This is a genomic window from Anaerovibrio sp. (assembly GCF_045637405.1).
Taxonomy (GTDB): Bacteria; Bacillota; Negativicutes; order Selenomonadales; family Selenomonadaceae; genus Anaerovibrio.
In genome coordinates this window covers 57379-76746 of record NZ_JAZTZI010000091.1, presented here as the reverse complement: position 1 = coordinate 76746, position 19368 = coordinate 57379, and the positions used below count along the sequence as shown (strand labels likewise).

The window sequence follows — 19368 nt, the reverse complement described above, 5'->3', positions numbered from 1 at the left end:
AATAATAGTATATATATTTTTTGAAAAAAACAAGAGGGGAATCAGAAATACAATTCCACTTAATATCATCAGTCCTAACTTTATTCCCATATATTCATTTAATATAGTTGAGTAGAATAATAAAATTGCAAAAATAAACATAAGAGTGGAAAAATGAAATGTAATAGTTACAATTTTATCTTTCTTCGTTAAGTCAATGGAATCCATTTTAAAAGCCTCCATTCTTTTATAGCAGTAATTCCGGGTTGATTACATCACCCACCAGTATAACTTCTCCATCTTTTTTAAACTCCCCGAAACGAATATTTTCATACAAAACGATTTTAAAATCGTTGTAATCTGCTTCAGCAGTTACCTGGCAATGGGTATCAAATGCCATGGAAATATAATATTTTTTGTGGTTTATCCATACAATATCGTGTGGTTGGGGCTTTCTCATTTATATACCATCCTTTTCATAAACCGATTTGCTCTTTATACTGTAACCAATAATACCAGGCTAATCCAATTACTACTAACCATCCCATCCAAATAATTACAAACATTGCATTGTTTTCTACAAATTTTTTTAATTTTTCCATTGTTCTTTATACCTCCATTAATTATAGCTCATTCATGAGACGGTCACGTTCAAATACAGATAAAAATCTCCAATCTTTTTTATCTTCTTCAATATGCATTGTAAGTGCAGCTGCAACCACATCTCCACATAAGGCATCAATGATGCCTTTTTCATTTCGAACTGGAGTAGGGTAGTGGGCAAAGTGTGAATTATTAAAATCTGTTAATGCGAATTTAGATTTTCCGGCGTACTGGCCTTTTAAAGAATTAAGCTTCTTTTGCTGGCTAGATAAAGTCTCTTTTTCTTTATGCAGATCAGCTATTTTGGTTCCAGCAGCTGCCATTTTTTGCAGCTGCTTTTTGTTTGCCCGGATTATTCCCAGCATTATTTGATTGATTTTTGCTTTAGCATTATCAGTTGAGCACATCTTTTGAAAGGTAGCTTTGTCACGCTCTATCTCAATATTTTTTTCTTTGAAGCTTTGCTGCATTTTGGTTATTGCATTATCAATTTTCATCTGCTCGGAGTGTACAAGGGTTCTATCCCGTCTTTCTTTTAAAGCCTGTATTTTTTTCTGTAGCTTTTTTTGGTCTTGAATGTCGGTATTGATTTTTTTTAATAAACCCTTTGAATATTTGTTTTGAGCCATAACATAGGCTCTTTTTTCACTGATTTTTGCTTTGGAATATTCATCATTTTGATTTTCCGCATCAATAATTTCCTGTTGTTTTTTCTCTAATTCCTTGGAAATGAACTGGAGAAGGTCATTAAATGAAACGGTTTTACTATCATTTATGATGCTTTCACCGTTATCCAACAGTAGATTTTTGTGTTTTTCTTGCAGTTTATCCTTTAGATAAACAATTTTATTTTTACTTTCAATCAGCTTGGAATTAGCCTGATTGAATTCCGAAAAATTATTTATATGGTTCTGTTTTTGAAAATATGGACGAACAATTTTGGCCAATTCAGCAATTTTTTGGTTGATTTTAGTATTATCTGCCAGGGCTACATCATGTAAGTTAATGTAATCAATATCATTGATTATCTCCAGATTGGCCCGTTTGTTGGCAGCTAATTTTTTTATGTTTTCCCAAGTCTTTTTTATCTCAGGGTCAGCTTTTTCCATGAGTAAATCAGGAACATGGGATTTTTTATCTTTTATAAGCTCTTTATATTTGGCTAATTCTTCAGTAATTTCATTGAAATCTTTATTAAACTTGTTCTTCAGGTCGGACAAATTTCCCATGGATTGATTGATCATAATTTCCATATCAGTAATTTCAATCTGGTTCTTAAAAAACTTTACAGCATTTTGATTTTTCTTTATTTCAGCCCTATTTTTTCTAAATTTTTTTAGTGCTTTTACTTCAGGACTGTTTTCGTTCAATGCTTTTGCCAGCGGAATTGTCTGTTCAGCTGGTCGGTTTAGTTCTTCAGCCTTTTCGTAATCTCCTTTTGCCAGGGCTTCAATTCTCTGAGCAAATAATGTTCTTTCATCTACCGTTACATTATGTCCATACTTTTTCAAAATTTTGTTTTGGATGTCAGCAAAATCTTTACGTATTTTTATCAGATGTTTTACTTTCTGATAGTATTTTCCACTCCAATGTGCCGGTTTTCCGCAGCCTCCTTTTTCTGGATGTTTTGGATTATGTCTTCGTGGAAACTGCTCTGGTGGCCGTTCATGTTCCCTTTCATAATCGTCAATTTCTCTTTCACAAAACATTAAATGAACGTGGGGATGAAGTATTCCTTCGCTTAAATTTCCAATCTTTTGGTGGAAAGCAAAGGTATAATAATGATTTTTAAAATGCATTTCCAGAAATTCATTAATGATTTCCATTTGTTGCTCAAAGGTAAGTTCATTCGGTAAATTCAATTCAAGCTCTTTGTATATGTTGGCATTACGTCTTTCATTTATTTCCAATTCTTTGAAAAAAATATGAGGATCGTTCTTAGCCCATTTTGGCAAGTGATGCCCTGTATAAAGACAACCCCCCCGTTTTTTGAATGCTTTTTCCCGGTTAATATATTCCAAATGTGAGATTGCATCTTCTACATTAAGTTCATTATCTATTTTGTATATTATTCTTCTTGCAGCTTCTTTGAGGCTGCGTTTTCTATACTCTGGAATAATGAATTGAGTGGATTTTCTTGTTGTTGAATCTGATAATAGCGGTCGCAACTCTGAATGAATTTCTTTTCCTCTGTACGGTAAACTATTTTCATCAGCATTGCGCTGCATATACATGTCAGCTTGTAATTTACCAGCATCCATACTGCTGCTGGACAGTATTGACAAATCATTTCCTGGGGAGGTAATAGATGGTTCAGAGAAGATTGTTGAGCTATCTCGTTCAGTGTATTGCTGGAAAATGGAGTCGTAATCTGTGAAGTTATTTCGCTTATCTCTTTCTCCAAGGCTTCTGAGTTGTCCATATTTTTCTTGCTCCTTCTGATAAAAATTTTGTATATGCTGCTCCTTAAAAGAGAGATTTAATTCTCCTTGTGCAGCAGCTATGACGGTTTTTGCCAAAAATTTTTGATTGCCATTAAGGGATATTTCTCCTGCAAATATTTCTTTTGCAAGCTCCAGTGCAAGATATATTGTTTGAATATTTGCATCGTCTGTAACCTGGATTCCTTTCGGAGATAAATAAATATCTCCGAAGCCGCTACGGTATAATAGAGTACTTATATCAGGAAATTCTCTGTTCCATACGTCAGATTGGATGTAATTTTCATCCATCTGATGTATTTCATTTTGCTCAATTTTTTTATATTTACCTTTTCTGGCAATGTAATCCAAATGCTCCAAGGAGTTCGTATCTTTTTGATGTTTTTTTGAACTGGTTTTTACTCTTAAATGATAGCTGGCCATTTTAATATCCTCATAGGCGGTCTAATTTCATCAACTGCAACGCAGTTCAATGAGCGAATGCGATTGGCAAAAATATGTGTATGTGTAAATACGACATATGGTTTTTGCCCATTTTGGGCAAATTCACTGTGTTTCTACCGAGAAACACCTAAGTGAACATCTCTAATTAATCATAGCACATTTTAACGGGTAAAAAGCTGACACATGCTTGCCATCGATGGCAGTTTTTTACATTAAGAATACTTTGTAACCTATAATTATCTGTAGGTGATACATATGAGTGAACTTAGTAAAACGAATAGATTGATTGAAAAATTAGAAAATCAATCCAGGATTTGCAGAAGGGAAAATGCAGTTTTATCTTCTGTAATCAAAAATATGAAAAAAAAAAAGCACTTTCATGAAGTGCTAGAAGCTGGTCGAATTTTTGAAGAACTTGGAATTTTAGATCGGTATGACAAAGAAAAAGTGATCCAGTTATTAAAAGATAATATGGAACATATTTTAATTAAACATGAAGAATAAGGTGGAGGATTTTTAAAATGGCAAAGAAAAAGATTAGCAAAAATTTAGATACTCAAATTCAGGAGCTGGAAAAAAAGCGGCAGGATGCTCTAAATAAAGCTGCTGATTTTAAGGGCAAAATCGAAGGCTTACGTGCAAAACGGCTAGAAGTCTTTTGCAGTGAATTAATTCCAAAATTGGAAGATATGAATTATACCATTACTGATGAAACTATTAGTGAGGTGCTTAATTCTTTAGAAATTTCTGCGTATGCTGCGGAAAAAGGTGTAACCCTTTCCAAGGAATTAATAGATGATTATGTAGATTTTACTAAGAATAAATCTACAACGATTTCTTCTGATTCCGAAAAAACAAATCCTGTTATTGATGATAAGTTAGCAGAAAAAAATGATAAAAAAATAGCTGATGCTTCTCCAGAACCGGAGAAAAAGGGGATGACTTTTGTTGAAAAAGCAGAACCTTTTTCTTCCAAATCTGATGATGTTAAGGCAGAATTGATGAACCGTTTTGGTTCAAATAATATTCCGGGAATGCCTGAAATGTAAAATTTGGGGGTGAGGTAATGCAGCTATTTATTGCGGAAAAACCTTCTTTGGCAAGAGCAATTGCATCCAATATTGGTGAAGGTAAAACCTGTGAAGGTTATATTTCAATTCATGATGGTAAGGTTATCGTTTCATGGTGTTTTGGACATATTCTTTCTCTTTGTGCACCGGAGGATTACGATGCGAAATTCAAAAAATGGGATATAGCTGACTTACCTATTATCCCTTCAGACTGGAAATTAAAAATTACTGATTCATGTAAAAAGCAATTCTTTGTGCTAAAAAAATTGGTTAACAGTGCTGATGAAATTGTTAATGCCGGTGATCCGGATCGTGAAGGTCAGCTTCTTGTGGATGAGGTAATTTCATATATTGGATGTAAAAAACCTGTAAAAAGAATTCTTTTAAATGCTCTGGATGATACATCTGTTAAATATGCTTTGGAGCATATTAAAGATAATAGTGAATTTATTAGTTTAAGAAATTCTGCATTAGCCCGGAGCAGGGCCGATTGGTTAGTTGGTATGAATTTGACCAGAGCATATTCAAAAAAACTTGAAGGTTTATCCATGGGAGTTTTTTCATTTGGTCGGGTTCAGACTCCAACCATGTCGCTGGTTGTTCGTAGAGAACGTGAAATCAAAAATTTCAAGCCTGTTGATTATTATGTTTTAAAGGTTGTCTGGAATAATGATAAAGGTTTCATTAATACTTATTGGAAAATGAAAGAAGAGCAGGAGGGAACCGATTCAGAAGGTCGTTTAATAAAAAGAGAATATGCGGATAATTTAAAACTTTCTTTGAGTAATGCCAGCGGTGTTATTCAAAAAATTGAAACCAAAACAAAAAAAGAGCAGCCACATCTGCCTTTTTCATTATCCGCATTACAGATTGCTGCCGGGAAAAAATATAAGTATACTCCGCAAAAAGTTTTGGATGTAATGCAGAGCCTTTATGAGAAGAAATATACTTCTTATCCAAGAAGTGACTGTGATTATTTACCTGAAAATCAGTTTGCAGATGCAAATGAAATTCTAGGAAATATTAAAAAGCTCGATATAGAAGGCGTATCTGAATTTGTCTCCAAGGCTGATACTTCAATTAAAAGTAAAGCATGGAATGATAAAAAAATTACTGCCCATCATGCAATTATACCAACAAAACAAAAAGCAGATTATGCGATTCTTTCTGAAGAAGAAAAGAATCTTTATTCGATGGTTTGCCTTAATTATATTTCACAATTTTACCCAGCGCATGTATATGAAGCAACTCAGGTGGTGATTTCAGCACTTGATGAAATCTTTGTAGGTAATGGTAAACAGATTATAGATGCAGGATGGAAGGTTCTTTATTTGGCTGATCCAGATGAGGATATACCGGATAAGGAAGATAACCAGCTTCCTCCTGTGAAGGAGAATGATTCTGTAGTCCATTCTTTATCTATAGTTGATACTTCCACTACAAAGCCACCGACAAGATTTAATCCTTCTACATTACTGAAAGCGATGAAAGAAATATTCAAATTTGTTAAGGATGAAAATTTAAAGGTTCAATTAAAGGAATGTTCCGGTATTGGAACTGAGGCCACCAGGGCATCAATCATTGAAGGGTTACAGAATCGTGGATATTTAATATTAAAGAAAAATGTTTTTTATCCTACTGAGAAAGCTGAATTGTTCTTTGATAATTTACCTGAATCATTTCTTTATCCTGATAGTACTGCTCTATGGGAGAATAAACTTTCTGGGATATTAAATAATGAATATACAGTAGATCAATTTATTGATTCTCAGGTCGAGGCAATAAAATCAATTATTAATGGCATTGCCAAAAAAGAAATAGCTTCTTCTGGGAAGGAATATAAGTGTCCAAATTGTCAGTCACCGCTGCGTAGAAGAAAAGGCCCTAAAGGCTTTTTCTGGGGATGCAGCAAGTATCCAGAATGTAAATTTACTGCCCAGGATGTTAAGGGTAGCCCGGATCTGTCTCCTAAAAAGGATCTGCCGGATTATCCGTGTCCTATATGTAATGATGGTAAATTGAGATTAATTAATTACCAGGGAAGTAAATTCTGGGGATGCAGCAACAAAGAATGCAAAACCACGTTCCCTAATGTTAAAGATTTGCCATTTATTATTGAATGTCCTAAATGTAAGAAGAGTTATCTTAAAAAAATCAAGGGCAAGAACGGTCCGTTCTGGGCCTGTTATTCTAATGAATGTACGGCAACATTTTCAGATAAAAATGGAAAGCCTGATATTAAAAATTAAGGAGGTTTTATCAATGAATGATCCTAGAAAAGATGAGTTACTTGAGGTTGAAGTGCCTGTATGTGATTATTGTGATGCCATTCTTGGCGGTTTTGCACATGCTGATGAAGATGATGATGAGATTAAGGAGCTAGAGGACGATGGCGAAGAGAGCTTATAGAAAAACAGCTATTGAAAAGAGTAAAGTCGATAAAATTGTTGAACAGCTTATAACGCATATGGAAAAAGGTGAGCTGCCTTGGCACAAGCCTTGGATTCCGATGCCTCCACCTCATAATGGATTGACAAAATACAAATATAGTCCATTTAATCAATTTCTTATGCATATAAAAATGCAAGAAAATAATAGTCAGGATCCTAGATTTTTCACATTTAAAAATTTGAAATCTCAAGGCTGGTCTATCAGAAAAGAAGCTTCAGCCTGTACTCTGTATCAAGCCTGGACTAAAAAAGTTGAAAAAACAGATAAAGACAAGGCATTTGATGAAAAATTTGGTACGGATGAAGATAAAGAAAGTGACTACAAAATTGTTTATGGGCGTGGTTTTTTTCCAGTTTATCATGCAAAGGATCTCTGTGTTTACCCATTATTATTGGATGAAAGCGGAAATAAAATAATGGTGGAAGAAGAAATTGAGGATCCTTTTACTGGAATAAAATCCAAGCAGTTGATGCCAAAACGTGATTATAAGGCTGATCCATCACCAATACCGGAATGTGAAATACAGACATATAATCATGACGAAATCTATGAAAAGGCTGAACAGATATTGGCAGCTTCAGAGGCTATTATAATAGAAGAAAAAATTGATAGAGCATTTTACCGTCCATCTACGGATGAGATTCATGTTCCGGTTCGGGAGCATTTTGAACGGCTTGAAGATTATTATGGAACCTTGATGCATGAGCTGACACATTGGACTGGCAGCTCTAAGAGATTGAAACGTGATCTGAGTGGAACTTTTGGGTCAAATAATTATGCCCGTGAGGAATTGGTTGCAGAATTATCATCAGTTTTCTTGTCCATATCATCAAATGTTCCGGTTAATCTTTCTCAGAATGCAGCATATTTGCAAAGCTGGTTGAAATCCTTGAAGGAAGATCCTAAATTCCTGTTTGAAGTGGTAAAATATGCTGAAGAAGCTCATGATTTTCTTCAGGGAAAAATTATGGAAATGGAATACATTCCAATTACCCAGCAATTGCAGGAAGCTTGTTGGATGGTTAGAGATTTCTCTGGGTATAAGGATTATGAAAAACCTAAAGGGTTTGATAATTTTCCAGACAGGATAATAGGAACCTTCCGTCAGGCAATGAAGAAGCATGAGTTTAATGACAAGACCATTGATAAGATATGTAAGACCCTGGAGGAAATCAAGGAATCTGCTTTAACAAAAGAGCCAAAAGAAGTTGACAGAAGTCAGCTTGCGGAAATGCGAGAAAAATTTTATCTCGCTATGTCCAGACAAAAATTTAGCAATGTAAACCCTGAATTCTTGGAGGCTGATAAAAAACAGATTCTTAAAATGGCTCAAGAAAAGAGTATGGGTAGATAAGAGGTCGGTATCAATGAGTAAATTGGATTTTATATGCAGTCCTCCCCAAAGTTGTTTTTCATGTCCTTTCACTGATTGTATTAATTCTAATGCAAAGATAACTTATGATGAGGCTGAATACTCCAAATGCAGACAAACAAAGGCTTCAAAGAGCATAGGTAGAGAATATCATATTGCGCTGCATTCCTGTTCTAAACAGAAACTTTTATTATAGGGTTACAATAAGGTTAGCTATTGGGCCTTGTAACCCTAGTAATATCAAGGTTTAAAAAAGTTTGATACAAAGAGGTCATGCATTATGAAAACTTATGGGGAATACATGAAAGAAATATTGATTGAACAAGGCATGATTGCATCAAACTATTTTAGTCTTGATGATATTTATATTTATTAAAATAATATTTTGGAGATGTAATTATGAAACCAATACAAATATTGGAGTTATTTGGTGGAATTGGAAGCCCTCGCATTGCTCTTAGAAATCTAGGGATTCCAATTAAAGCAATTGATTATGTAGAAATAGACCAGAATGCGGTTAAATCTTATAATTCAATTTTTAAAAATGACTTGGATTATAAAAAGCAGACTGTATGTGGTTGGAACCTGAAGCCTGATATTTTAATTCACGGCTCACCATGTCAGGATTTTTCCGTTGCTGGTAAGCAAAAAGGGGCTGACATCAATTCAGGGACAAGATCCAGTTTGATGTGGGAAACTATTAATATTATTCGTAATATGGGTGTGTGGAAGCCAAAAATAGTTATTTGGGAAAATGTTAAAAATGTGCGTAGCAAGCACATGAAACATAACCATGAAAAATATCTCACTGAGATGGAAAATATGGGTTATACAAATGCGTATGAATTACTGGATGCTAGGGATTTTGGAATACCTCAGGCAAGGCAGCGGTATTTTACAGTATCCTGTTTTGGAAAAAAATTTGATTTTTCGGCCATGCAGAAAAAACCAATGAATAGCGTATGGGATTATCTCCAGCCAGATGAAGAGGTTGAAGACAAATACACTATAGTAAGCCCAAGTATGCTTCGTTGTATAGATCCGGAGAATTATGATAATGCTCCGCTAAATAAACTTTCTATAATAAAAAATATGGTATTCACGATTACAACATATCAGGATCGTTGCCCTAACGCTGGCATCATCAAACGCCAAAATGGCCAGTATAGACTTCTAACTGAAAAGGAATGTTGGCGTTTGCAAGGATATACTGATTCTGATTTCGCAGCAGCTCTTGCTGCTAATCCAGGACGAAAAGGATATAAAAATAACGTGCTTTATAAACAAGCTGGAAACAGTATTCCGGTTCCAATATTTGAAGCAATGTTTGAAGTATTATTGGCAGATATACAATCTGCATAGGAGGAATCTTGAAAATGAAAAATAACATTGAGTTAGTAAAAAGAATTATGGGGACATTCGATGAACATAACTATCATTTAGGGAAAGAGTTAATTAATGCCATGATAAAAGATGGCTACGAAATGTCATCGGATTGGACTTTATTTGAAATTCCTATAAGGGAAGTATACGTTTTCACTAATGACAAGGAAAATAAGGCTTTCGATATGTTATATGATGAAGAGAATATGCAGTGGAAGCCTGGATATGTAACAATTGAAAATAATCGTTTTGTTAATAAATATGCTCCTACAATTAAAGAGGCTATAAAGTTAAATGAGATACTAGGTAGCAAGAAGTAAGGGCGTGTACTCTTAATTGACGAGTATCCAAGACTTAGAAACATATAGCCATAATATATTTATCAAAGAAAAAAATAACAAACATAAAAAGTAGAGGAGGACGATTAAGATGAATATGGAGAACTCTTTTGAGTTTGAAACTTTGGATGTAATAAAAGATATGATTGGCAAAGGGACAGCTGCAAAATATATGTGTTTGTTAGCTTCTAAGGAAAATGAGCTTTCTGCAAGAGAAAGTGGTTATGTATTACATTACTATATGTATAAGACATACTTACTTAAAGATCCGGTACTAATGTTGTTAGAAATGCTCAATACTGGTTTTAGTAATGATTATATACGCAGGGCCTGTAGTGGAATAAATTGTTGGAGTTGTAATTTTAAAAATCCAATAGTTATAAATAAACTTCTTTTACGTGATAAATTTTTGGATGATCTTAGGATATTTAATAATGAAATTCTTTAAAATAAGGAAAGAAAGCAGTACTCGGTAATTTTATTAAATGGATACATGGTGTAAAAAAATAACTCCAAAATATTAGAAAATTTTGGAACATATATAATAAGGAAAGAAATAAATATAAAATTATTGCATAATAATTATGCTTGACATATATAATGGTTTTAAGTATACTATCAATTGTTGGCGGGTTAACCGACACGGTATGTTTTGAAACCTGTTATAAGAAAGACCTTACTATGGTTGTACATTATACATGGTTCGGACTGCCCCTGCCATTTTTGTTTTTAATATGATTTGGAGCAGTACTCAAGAGGCTGAAGAGGACGGTTTGCTAAATCGTTAGGGTCGCAAGGCTGCGGAGGTTCGAATCCTCTCTGCTCCGCCATTGTATATTTGAACTTTTGGAGTAATCTGAAGGTTCTTTTTTTATGTATTTTTATGCATAAAATATAGAATTATATAGTTTTTTATTACTGCTTAAGGTATAATATAGATGTTTTTTCTTTATTATTTTTTAGGAGGATGAAAAATGAGTGAAACTCTCGAGAAGCTGTTTCATTTGAAGGAAAATGGTACCACTGTCCGCACTGAAATGGTTGCTGGTCTTACCACCTTTATGACAATGGCTTACATCTTGGCAGTTAACCCTGGTATTCTTTCCACCACTGGTATGGATGCTGGTGCTGTGTTTGTTGCTACAGCTATTGGTTCTGCCATCGGTACTATCTTTATGGCTGTTTTTGCCAACTATCCTTTTGCACTGGCACCTGGTATGGGCCTGAATGCCTTTTTTGCATTTACTGTATGTGGTGCTATGGGTTATTCCTGGCAGGTGGCTTTGGCTGCTGTATTTATTGAAGGATTTATTTTCCTTATATTGTCCCTTACCAAGGTGAGAGAGGCAATTTTCAACTGTGTGCCAACCTCACTGAAAATGGGTGTTACTGCCGGTATTGGACTTTTCATTGCTTTTATCGGTATGCAGAGTGCTAAGCTGGTGGTTGATAGCCCTACCCTGGTTTCAATTTTTCCATTTAAATCTTCTCTGGCTGATGGCACTTTCTATACCACTGGTATTGGTGCTGTACTTGCCTTAATTGGTATTTTGGTGATTGCTGTTCTCATTCATAAGAAGGTTCCTGGTGATATTCTTTGGGGTATTCTCTTTACATGGATTCTTGGTATGATTTGTGAGGTTACAGGCCTTTATATTCCTAATCCGGAGTTGGGTATGTTTTCTACTATTCCTGATTTTTCCAAGGGAATCAGTATTCCGGATCTTTCACCTACTCTTATGCAGGTTGATTTCTCCGGTATCTGGAGCTTTAACTTCCTCACTGTTATTCTGGCCTTTATGTTTGTAGATCTTTTTGATACTCTTGGAACTCTCATTGGTGTTGCTTCCAAGGCCGACATGCTGGACAAGGATGGTCGCCTTCCTAATATAAAGGGCGCCCTTCTGGCAGATTCCATGGCTACCTCTATTGGTGCTATGCTTGGTACTTCCACTGTATCTACCTATGTAGAGAGCTCTGCTGGTGTAAGTGCTGGTGGTCGTACTGGTCTTACTGCATGGACTGTAGCAGGCCTCTTTGTTCTGAGCTTGTTCCTGGCACCATTGTTCCTTACAATCCCTGCATTTGCTACTGCACCTGCTCTGATAGTAGTAGGTTTCCTTATGGTAAGCTCCCTTACCAAAATCGATTTTACTGATCTTACTGAGGCATTCCCTGCTTATATTGCCACTGTAACCATGGTATTTATGTACTCCATTTCTGAGGGTATTGCTATGGGCTTCATTTCCTATGTGGTAATCAATGTGTTGTCCGGTGATTTCAAAAAGAAATCCATTAGCCCAGTAATGTATATTTTGGCTGTTATCTTCATATTAAAATACATTTACGTTTAATGACAGCATTTTGCCGTTAATGGCTTCAATTTTTAATTATGAAATGGCATGGGAATTTTAGCGATTTCCATGCTATTTTTTTGTTGACTAAGTATGGGCTTTATGGTAGTATATTTAAACGTAAGCGCAATAGGTATGCGCTTTCCCAAACCGCACAGTGAGGTTCTTGTAAACAGCTAGGCTGTACCGTAATTGGCGAGTAAATTATAGGGAGGTGTAAATGAATGTACGCAATTATCAAGACTGGTGGCAAGCAGTATAAAGTTGCTGAAGGCGATGTTATTACTGTTGAGAAGATTGAGGCTGCTGAGGGCGAGGCTGTTACCTTTGATCAGGTTCTGACTGTTGTAAAGGATAACGAGGTTGTTGTTGGCAAGCCAGTTGTTGAAGGTGCGAAGGTTACTGCTAAAGTAGAAGCTCAGGGCAAGGACAAGAAGATCCTGGTATTCAAGTACAAGGCTAAGTCCAACTACCGCAAGCGTCAGGGCCATCGTCAGCCATTCACTAAGGTTGTTATCGAGAAGATCGAGGCTTAATCGTAAGCAATGACTTTTAGTTCTGTTAGTCGTTGTATGGCATTTATTGTTGTTGGTATTTCCTATGAGACGTGACAGACAGAAGGTGGACGGTGGCATCGAAATTACCGTTTACCGCAATAAAGAGGACAGAATTTTCGGTTACACCGTTGCTGGCCATCATGGTCAGCGTGGGAGTAGCATTGTGTGTGCAGGCGTTTCCGTGTTGGCACAGACTACGTTAAAGGGCTTGGGTGAGCACTTCATGCGGCTTCATAATCTTTCCAGGAGCAATCCGGAGAGCTTATCTGCTTATCTTAAGTATAAGGTTGCGCCAGGTGACTTACAGGTAAGGCTTACTACTGACCTCGATGATATAACTGATGCACTATTAGAGACAATGCTTATTGGACTTTATGACATCTATGATGAACGAATCCGAGAGAATGATCTCGACGGGGTGCACATTTTTGAGATTCAACAGGATCAGGAGGTGTAATGTTAATGTTCACTTTTGATTTACAGCTTTTCGCACATAAGAAAGGTGTGTCCAGCACCCGTAACGGCCGTGACTCTGAGGCAAAGCGTCTTGGTGTTAAGGAGCAGGCTGGCACCGTTGTAACTGCAGGCAGCATTTTGGTTCGTCAGCGTGGAACTCATTTCCACCCAGGTACCAATGTTGGTATTGGTAAGGATGATACCCTGTTCGCTAAGATTGATGGCCGTGTAGCTTTCGAGCGCAAGGGTCGTTATAACCGTCAGGTTAGCGTTTATGCAGTTGACGAAGCTGCTATGTAATTAGTAGAAAATACCTGCGTCTTCACATAGGCGCAGGTATATTTTATTATTTGCTTATTTGATTGATTAAATTGAGTAATGTATAAAAAGCTGGCATTGGTATACAATACCAGCTTTTTATACATCACTTTGGGTCACTTTTATTAAGGAGAGGCTTATGCAGTTTATAGATAGAACTACCATAAAGGTTACTGCCGGCAACGGTGGTAACGGCAAGTCAGCTTTCCGGCGTGAGAAATTTGTTGCCAAGGGCGGTCCATCCGGCGGTGATGGTGGCCGTGGTGCTGATATTGTCTTTGTTGTTGATAATAATATGAATACCTTGCTGGATTTCCGCTATCACAGAAAATTCCAGGGTAAGAACGGTGAAAATGGCGATATTAAGAATCAGTATGGTCATAATGCGCCTCCTTGTATCGTGAAGGTTCCTCAGGGTACTCTGGTAAAGGATGCTGATACTGGAGAAATCTTGGCGGATCTTACAGAGATTGGCCAGGAGGCTGTTATTGCCAAGGGTGGCCGTGGTGGACGCGGTAATGCCAAATTTGCCAATAGTGCAAATCGTGCCCCAACCTTTGCTGAGCTGGGCGAGCCTGGTGAAAGCCGTAATCTGATTTTGGAGCTGAAGCTGCTGGCTGATGTGGGGCTGGTAGGTTATCCAAGTGTGGGTAAATCCAGTCTGGTGGCTGCTGTGTCCGCAGCCCGTCCAGAGATTGCCGAATATCATTTTACCACCATTACCCCTGTATTGGGTGTTGTAAGTGTTGGTGATATTGATGATGAGCGAACCTTTGTAATGGCAGATATTCCTGGTCTTATTGACGGTGCATCCGAGGGTGTTGGCCTTGGTCACGATTTCCTTCGCCATGTAGAACGTACCAAGGTTATTGTTCATATCGTGGATGCTTCCGGTGTGGAAGGCCGTGATCCTGTTGAGGATTACTATAAGATTAATAAAGAGCTGAAGATTTATAGCGAAAAAATTGCCCGTCGTCCACAGATTTTGGCGGCCAACAAGATGGATTTGCCGGGAGCTCAGGAAAACTTTGAGCGTCTTAAGGAATTGGCGGAGAAAGAGGGTATTGAAATATTCCCTATTTCTGCAGCTACCCGTCAGGGTACCAAGGAGCTTATCCAGCGTGTGGCCCAGGTTCTTGACGAGTATGTTGAGGAGCCGGATGTGGAAGAGGGCGTTAAAGTATATGATGCCAAGGAAGAGGATCCTGATAAGGTGACCATTACCCGTAATGATGCAGGTGATTTCATTGTAAGCTCCAAGTCACTTAACAAGCTGGTGGCCATGACCAATTTCGGTAATGATGAGGCCATCAGACGCTTCCAGTATATTTGGCGAATAAAGGGTATTGACAAGAAGCTCATTGAGCGTGGTATTAAGGAAGGCAATACTGTAAGAATCGGCGAAATGGAATTTGAGTATCGGGATTAAGGAGATAACTATATATGATAAAGAATACATTAACCGGCAAGCAGAAGAGATTTCTGCGTTCCATGGGCATGACCATGGATCCGGTGGTTATGATTGGCAAGGAAGGAGTAAGCCCTACAGTGGTCCAGTCCGCCGCAGAGGCTATCAAGAAGCGTGAGCTGGTGAAAGTACGTGTCCTTCAGAATTGCATGGATGATCCTGAATCTGCTATCACCATGCTGGCAGAGCGTACCAATTCTGATCTGGTTCAGATTATTGGTCATAACGGTCTTTTGTTTAAGCGTAATTTCGATTCCCCTAAAATTGAGCTGCCAAAATAATTTGGCTGGCAAAATAAAGTGAGGTTTAGGTATGGAGACTCGTGAGCATATAAAAAGCGCCAGCCGCATTGTGGTGAAGGTGGGTACAAGCACTCTCCTTTATGATAACGGCAAGCTTAACCTTTACAGAATAGAGCAGCTGGTCCGTGAGCTGGCAGATCTTTCCAGCCAGGGTAAGGATGTTATTCTTGTTTCCTCCGGTGCCATTGGTGCGGGTGTAGTTCGTATGGGCCTGAGCGAACGCCCCTCCGGGGTGAAGGAGAAGCAGGCGTTGGCTGCGGTTGGTCAGGGAATGCTCATGCACATATACGATAAGCTATTTGCTGAATATGGCCAGGTGGCGGGGCAGGTGCTTTTGACCCGCGATAATTATGTGCAGCACAAGCAGTACAATAACTCACGCAATACACTTCTCACTATGCTTAAAATGGGCGTGGTACCTATCATTAACGAAAATGATGCAGTAGCTGTGGATGAAGTAAAGATTGGAGATAACGATAACCTTTCTGCTATGGTAGCATCACTGGTGGATGCAGATTTGCTTATTATCTTATCTGATATTGACGGGGTATATACGGGAAATCCTTCCAAGGACCCATCGGCTACGCTTATTAGTGAGATAAAGGAAATTACTCCTCATATTGAGCAGATTGCCGGGGGAGCAGGCTCTTCCATGGGAACTGGCGGTATGTCCACCAAGATTGAGGCGGCCAAAATTGCCACGGCTTCAGGAGTTACCATGTGTATTGCTTCTGGCAGTGAAAAGGGTATAGTTCGTCGTATTATTGATGGCGAAAATGTGGGAACAGTATTTCCGCCAAAGGAAGCTCACTTAAAGGCACGAAAGGGCTGGCTGGCCTTTGGAAAGCGTATCAGCGGCGATCTGGTAGTGGATGCAGGCTGTGTAAGGGCCTTAAAATCAGGGTCCAGCTTGCTGGCAGCAGGTATTAAACAATCTGAGGGAGAATATACCATTGGTGATACAGTGCGGGTATTGACCGAGGACTATCAAGAGATTGCCCGTGGAGTCATTAATTTTGACAGAAATGATCTGGAGAAGATTAAGGGCCTAAAAACTGAGGAGTTTAAAGCTCTTATTCCGGACAATGACCATGATGAGGTTATTCATAGGGATAATATGGTCCTTATGATTTAAGGTTTACCACCAGTTAGCAGGGAGGTAATGGCAGTGGATTTGCAGAAAATTATGGTTTCCAAGGCAGAGGCGGCAGTAAAGGCTGCTGATGCCATGACTTTGGTTTCGACAGATACAAAAAATAAGGCATTATTGGCCATGGCTGATATGCTGGAGAAACATGACGATTTTATTATTGAAGCCAATAAAAAGGATATGATTTTGGCAGAGGAAAAGGGCGTAAAGAAATCATATCTGGACAGATTGCTTCTTACCAATGAACGTATTGTGGGAATGGCAGATGGCCTGCGTCAGGCCGCTGCACTGCCTGATCCTGTGGGAGAAGGGGATTATTCCACGATTCGTCCTAACGGTCTGGAAATTCGCCGTGTACGTGTTCCCCTGGGAGTCGTGGGCATGATTTATGAGGCCAGACCAAATGTTACATCTGATGCAGCAGGTCTTTGTATCAAATCCGGTAATGCTGTTATTCTTCGTGGCGGCTCTGAGGCCATTAATTCCAATATTGCCATTATTGAGCTCTTGCAGAAGGCTGCCTATGGTGCCGGCATTCCGGAGGGGGCAATTCAGTTTGTGGATGTTGTGGAGCGTGAAGCTGTAAATATCATGCTGAAGCTCAACAAATATTTGGATGTTATTATACCAAGAGGCGGCGCGGGGTTGATTAAGACTGTGGTGGAAAATAGTACCGTGCCTGTTATTGAAACTGGTACCGGAGTATGTCATACTTATGTAGATGAGAGCGCTGATTTGGATATGGCCCTCAAGATTGCAGTGAATGCCAAGACCTCCCGACCTTCTGTATGTAATGCTATGGAAACCCTTTTGGTGCATAAGGATGTTGCAGAAAGGTTTTTGCCTATTCTGTCAAAGGCAATGAAGGAGAAAAATACAGAACTTCGGGGATGCAGGAGAGCTCTGGTTATTGTGCCAGATATGGTACCGGCCACGGAGGAAGACTGGAGCACTGAGTATGGTGACCTGATTCTCTCAGTGAAGGTGGTGGCAGATGTTAATGAGGCTATTGAGCACATCAATAAGTACAATACAGGCCATTCTGAAACCATCGTAACTGAGAATTTGACGAATTCACGTCTTTTCCAGCGTCGTGTAAATGCTTCCTCAGTTTATGTCAATGCCTCCACCAGATTTACCGATGGCTGTGAGTTTGGTTTTGGTGCTGAGATCGGTATCAGCACCCAGAAGCTTCATGCCCGTGGTCCTATGGGCTTGGTGGCGCTGACCAGTACCAAGTATCTTATTAATGGAGATGGGCAAATCCGTTGATTCGATTAATTAGAGGATATTTAAAAACAATAGGTCAGTATTACGATACAAAAAAGGGCAGACATGATATACTTGATTATGCCCGGGGAATTGCTATAATAGTTTTTGTTTGTGTCGTAGCGGTTTTTCTGTTAAGTTTATTGTAGGAGCGTATTATGGGTAAAAAGAAGCGTTTGGGCATCATGGGAGGTACCTTTGATCCTATTCATGTGGGGCATCTCATGACTGCTGAAGCAGTTCGTGATGAGTATAATCTGGATAAGGTTATCTTTATACCGGCTGCTGTGCCGCCGCATAAGCAGCAGCAGAGTGTTACCATGGCCAAGCACAGATATGTAATGACGGTGCTGGCGACCTGCTCCAATCCTAATTTTGAGGTATCCGACATAGAGATGAACCGTCCTGGACCATCTTATACCATAGATACCATATCCCAGCTTATAACCCAGTATGGTAAGGGGACAGAGTTTTATTTCATTACCGGAGCTGATGCTATTCAGGAGATACATACATGGGACCGCATAGATGAGCTGTTGGAAATGTGCCATTTTATTGGGGCATCCCGTCAAGGCTGTGTTCCTGACGTAAATCAGATTAAGGAATCCTTTGGAGAGCTGGGACAGCGCAAGATTCATCGTCTGGAGACACCAGAGCTTGAAATATCCTCGACGGATATCAGAAACCGCATAAAAAAAGGGTATTCGATTAAATATATTGTGCCATCATGTGTAGAACAGTATATTTATAAAGAGGGCCTATATAAAGATTAAAGACCAGCAATGGGGATATCGTATTACGGTGTCCTCTTTGTGGTATGAATGGGTATAGAATTGACATGACTTATGATGATATGAAGGAAAAGCTGAAATCACGGTTAAAGGAGAGTCGGTTTATTCACTCTGTTGGGGTGGCTGATTCGGCAGTGTTTTTGGCCAAGCGGTTCGGCGTTGATGTGGAAAAGGCCAAAATAGCCGGCCTGTTGCATGATTGTGCCCGTCAATACCCCAATGAACAGCTAATCAGTGAGGCTGATAAACGGGGTATAGCCTATGGCGTGGTGGAGCAGTCCATGCCGTTGCTGTTACATGGTTATATCGGGGCAAAGCTTATTAAGGAAGAATATGATGTAGATGATCCGGATATTGCTCAGGCTGTCTATCGCCATACAGTAGGTGGAGCAGCAATGACAGAGCTGGATAAGATTATATATTTTGCTGATATGATTGAACCAGCCCGGGACTATCCGGCAGTGGAGCATCTGAGGGAGCTTTCCAGAACTGCTAGCTTGGATGAAATGGTTTTGGCAGGCTTATCCCAATCCATAGAATTTGTATTGAACAAAAATCACCTGATTCATCCTGATACTGTTGTTGCCAGAAATGAGATTCTTTTAAAACTCAAGAAATGAGC

At 38.6% G+C, this 19368-nt stretch carries 22 protein-coding genes and 1 tRNA gene; 19 read left to right on the top strand and 4 right to left on the bottom strand.

Annotated elements, in window-relative coordinates:
* From ACKI5G_RS06860 to ACKI5G_RS06845, 4 genes are all read right to left on the bottom strand, one after another.
* On the bottom strand, positions 1-207 hold a 207-nt coding region (locus ACKI5G_RS06860), incomplete at its 3' end, for a hypothetical protein (RefSeq protein ID WP_407398868.1).
* A 19-nt stretch (positions 208-226) separates the two neighbouring features.
* The gene (locus ACKI5G_RS06855) at positions 227-439 is read right to left on the bottom strand and encodes a hypothetical protein (protein ID WP_407398866.1); all 213 of its coding nucleotides are present in this window, start codon (positions 437-439) and stop codon (positions 227-229) included.
* Between the two features lie 16 nt (positions 440-455).
* Complete coding sequence (locus tag ACKI5G_RS06850; RefSeq protein WP_407398864.1) at positions 456-581, bottom strand: hypothetical protein; 126 nt, start codon at positions 579-581, stop codon at positions 456-458.
* Positions 582-602: 21 nt separating this feature from the next.
* Positions 603-3446 carry a MobA/MobL family protein gene (locus ACKI5G_RS06845; RefSeq protein WP_407398862.1) on the bottom strand — a complete coding sequence of 948 codons (2844 nt, stop codon included), beginning with the start codon at positions 3444-3446 and terminating at the stop codon, positions 603-605.
* A gap of 276 nt (positions 3447-3722) precedes the next feature.
* On the opposite strand from ACKI5G_RS06845, the gene ACKI5G_RS06840 reads away from it, so the two are divergent.
* The 19 genes from ACKI5G_RS06840 (at position 3723) to yqeK (ending at position 19366) form a co-directional block, all read left to right on the top strand.
* Positions 3723-3971 carry a hypothetical protein gene (locus tag ACKI5G_RS06840; RefSeq protein ID WP_407398860.1) on the top strand — a complete coding sequence of 83 codons (249 nt, stop codon included), beginning with the start codon at positions 3723-3725 and terminating at the stop codon, positions 3969-3971.
* Between the two features lie 17 nt (positions 3972-3988).
* Positions 3989-4516, top strand: a complete 528-nt coding sequence (locus tag ACKI5G_RS06835; RefSeq protein ID WP_407398858.1) for a hypothetical protein — start codon at positions 3989-3991, stop codon at positions 4514-4516.
* Positions 4517-4533: 17 nt separating this feature from the next.
* Positions 4534-6786, top strand: a complete 2253-nt coding sequence (locus ACKI5G_RS06830) for a DNA topoisomerase 3 (protein WP_407398856.1) — start codon at positions 4534-4536, stop codon at positions 6784-6786.
* Positions 6787-6799: 13 nt separating this feature from the next.
* Positions 6800-6946 (top strand): hypothetical protein, encoded by a 147-nt coding sequence (locus ACKI5G_RS06825; RefSeq protein ID WP_407398854.1) that lies wholly within the window; start codon positions 6800-6802, stop codon positions 6944-6946.
* The gene (locus ACKI5G_RS06820; protein WP_407398852.1) at positions 6927-8342 is read left to right on the top strand and encodes an ArdC family protein; all 1416 of its coding nucleotides are present in this window, start codon (positions 6927-6929) and stop codon (positions 8340-8342) included. The genes ACKI5G_RS06825 and ACKI5G_RS06820 overlap by 20 nt, the downstream gene beginning before the upstream one ends.
* 417 nt (positions 8343-8759) lie before the next feature.
* Positions 8760-9722 (top strand): DNA (cytosine-5-)-methyltransferase, encoded by a 963-nt coding sequence (gene dcm / locus ACKI5G_RS06815; protein ID WP_407398850.1) that lies wholly within the window; start codon positions 8760-8762, stop codon positions 9720-9722.
* Positions 9723-9736: 14 nt separating this feature from the next.
* Positions 9737-10063 (top strand): hypothetical protein, encoded by a 327-nt coding sequence (locus tag ACKI5G_RS06810; protein WP_407398848.1) that lies wholly within the window; start codon positions 9737-9739, stop codon positions 10061-10063.
* 109 nt (positions 10064-10172) lie between these two features.
* A complete protein-coding gene (locus tag ACKI5G_RS06805) occupies positions 10173-10529 on the top strand; it encodes a hypothetical protein (protein WP_407398846.1) in 357 nt (118 codons plus the stop codon).
* Between the two features lie 293 nt (positions 10530-10822).
* A tRNA-Ser gene (locus tag ACKI5G_RS06800) sits at positions 10823-10911 on the top strand.
* A gap of 144 nt (positions 10912-11055) precedes the next feature.
* A complete protein-coding gene (locus ACKI5G_RS06795; protein WP_407398844.1) occupies positions 11056-12435 on the top strand; it encodes an NCS2 family permease in 1380 nt (459 codons plus the stop codon).
* 224 nt (positions 12436-12659) lie between these two features.
* Positions 12660-12971, top strand: coding sequence for a 50S ribosomal protein L21 (gene rplU, locus ACKI5G_RS06790; protein WP_027396237.1), 312 nt, complete (start codon positions 12660-12662; stop codon positions 12969-12971).
* Positions 12972-13035: 64 nt separating this feature from the next.
* The gene (locus ACKI5G_RS06785) at positions 13036-13449 is read left to right on the top strand and encodes a ribosomal-processing cysteine protease Prp (protein ID WP_407398842.1); all 414 of its coding nucleotides are present in this window, start codon (positions 13036-13038) and stop codon (positions 13447-13449) included.
* 5 nt (positions 13450-13454) lie between these two features.
* On the top strand, positions 13455-13748 hold the full coding sequence (gene rpmA, locus ACKI5G_RS06780) for a 50S ribosomal protein L27 (protein WP_027396236.1): 294 nt from the start codon (positions 13455-13457) through the stop codon (positions 13746-13748).
* Positions 13749-13905: 157 nt separating this feature from the next.
* On the top strand, positions 13906-15195 hold the full coding sequence (obgE, locus tag ACKI5G_RS06775) for a GTPase ObgE (RefSeq protein ID WP_027406753.1): 1290 nt from the start codon (positions 13906-13908) through the stop codon (positions 15193-15195).
* 14 nt (positions 15196-15209) lie between these two features.
* Complete coding sequence (yhbY, locus tag ACKI5G_RS06770) at positions 15210-15515, top strand: ribosome assembly RNA-binding protein YhbY (protein ID WP_027396234.1); 306 nt, start codon at positions 15210-15212, stop codon at positions 15513-15515.
* A 31-nt stretch (positions 15516-15546) separates the two neighbouring features.
* On the top strand, positions 15547-16671 hold the full coding sequence (gene proB / locus ACKI5G_RS06765; RefSeq protein ID WP_407398838.1) for a glutamate 5-kinase: 1125 nt from the start codon (positions 15547-15549) through the stop codon (positions 16669-16671).
* A 33-nt stretch (positions 16672-16704) separates the two neighbouring features.
* Entirely contained in the window at positions 16705-17958 is a 1254-nt protein-coding gene (locus ACKI5G_RS06760; protein ID WP_407398836.1) for a glutamate-5-semialdehyde dehydrogenase, read from the top strand.
* Positions 17959-18113: 155 nt separating this feature from the next.
* Entirely contained in the window at positions 18114-18728 is a 615-nt protein-coding gene (nadD, locus tag ACKI5G_RS06755; protein ID WP_407398834.1) for a nicotinate-nucleotide adenylyltransferase, read from the top strand.
* A 65-nt stretch (positions 18729-18793) separates the two neighbouring features.
* Positions 18794-19366 (top strand): bis(5'-nucleosyl)-tetraphosphatase (symmetrical) YqeK, encoded by a 573-nt coding sequence (gene yqeK / locus ACKI5G_RS06750; RefSeq protein WP_407398876.1) that lies wholly within the window; start codon positions 18794-18796, stop codon positions 19364-19366.
* Positions 19367-19368: the final 2 nt, after the last annotated feature.

Bases quoted from the DNA above. Each gene is read 5' to 3' on its own strand.
- ACKI5G_RS06810 (WP_407398848.1), top strand. From the start codon at position 9,737: ATGAAAAATAACATTGAGTTAGTAAAAAGAATTATGGGGACATTCGAT.
- ACKI5G_RS06840 (WP_407398860.1), top strand. From the start codon at position 3,723: ATGAGTGAACTTAGTAAAACGAATAGATTGATTGAAAAATTAGAAAAT.
- ACKI5G_RS06825 (WP_407398854.1), top strand. From the start codon at position 6,800: ATGAATGATCCTAGAAAAGATGAGTTACTTGAGGTTGAAGTGCCTGTA.
- yqeK (WP_407398876.1), top strand. From the start codon at position 18,794: ATGACTTATGATGATATGAAGGAAAAGCTGAAATCACGGTTAAAGGAG.
- ACKI5G_RS06835 (WP_407398858.1), top strand. From the start codon at position 3,989: ATGGCAAAGAAAAAGATTAGCAAAAATTTAGATACTCAAATTCAGGAG.
- ACKI5G_RS06795 (WP_407398844.1), top strand. From the start codon at position 11,056: ATGAGTGAAACTCTCGAGAAGCTGTTTCATTTGAAGGAAAATGGTACC.
- proB (WP_407398838.1), top strand. From the start codon at position 15,547: ATGGAGACTCGTGAGCATATAAAAAGCGCCAGCCGCATTGTGGTGAAG.
- obgE (WP_027406753.1), top strand. From the start codon at position 13,906: ATGCAGTTTATAGATAGAACTACCATAAAGGTTACTGCCGGCAACGGT.
- dcm (WP_407398850.1), top strand. From the start codon at position 8,760: ATGAAACCAATACAAATATTGGAGTTATTTGGTGGAATTGGAAGCCCT.
- ACKI5G_RS06820 (WP_407398852.1), top strand. From the start codon at position 6,927: ATGGCGAAGAGAGCTTATAGAAAAACAGCTATTGAAAAGAGTAAAGTC.
- ACKI5G_RS06805 (WP_407398846.1), top strand. From the start codon at position 10,173: ATGAATATGGAGAACTCTTTTGAGTTTGAAACTTTGGATGTAATAAAA.
- ACKI5G_RS06785 (WP_407398842.1), top strand. From the start codon at position 13,036: ATGAGACGTGACAGACAGAAGGTGGACGGTGGCATCGAAATTACCGTT.
- ACKI5G_RS06855 (WP_407398866.1), bottom strand. From the start codon at position 439: ATGAGAAAGCCCCAACCACACGATATTGTATGGATAAACCACAAAAAA.
- rplU (WP_027396237.1), top strand. From the start codon at position 12,660: ATGTACGCAATTATCAAGACTGGTGGCAAGCAGTATAAAGTTGCTGAA.
- nadD (WP_407398834.1), top strand. From the start codon at position 18,114: ATGGGTAAAAAGAAGCGTTTGGGCATCATGGGAGGTACCTTTGATCCT.
- rpmA (WP_027396236.1), top strand. From the start codon at position 13,455: ATGTTCACTTTTGATTTACAGCTTTTCGCACATAAGAAAGGTGTGTCC.
- yhbY (WP_027396234.1), top strand. From the start codon at position 15,210: ATGATAAAGAATACATTAACCGGCAAGCAGAAGAGATTTCTGCGTTCC.
- ACKI5G_RS06845 (WP_407398862.1), bottom strand. From the start codon at position 3,446: ATGGCCAGCTATCATTTAAGAGTAAAAACCAGTTCAAAAAAACATCAA.
- ACKI5G_RS06830 (WP_407398856.1), top strand. From the start codon at position 4,534: ATGCAGCTATTTATTGCGGAAAAACCTTCTTTGGCAAGAGCAATTGCA.
- ACKI5G_RS06850 (WP_407398864.1), bottom strand. From the start codon at position 581: ATGGAAAAATTAAAAAAATTTGTAGAAAACAATGCAATGTTTGTAATT.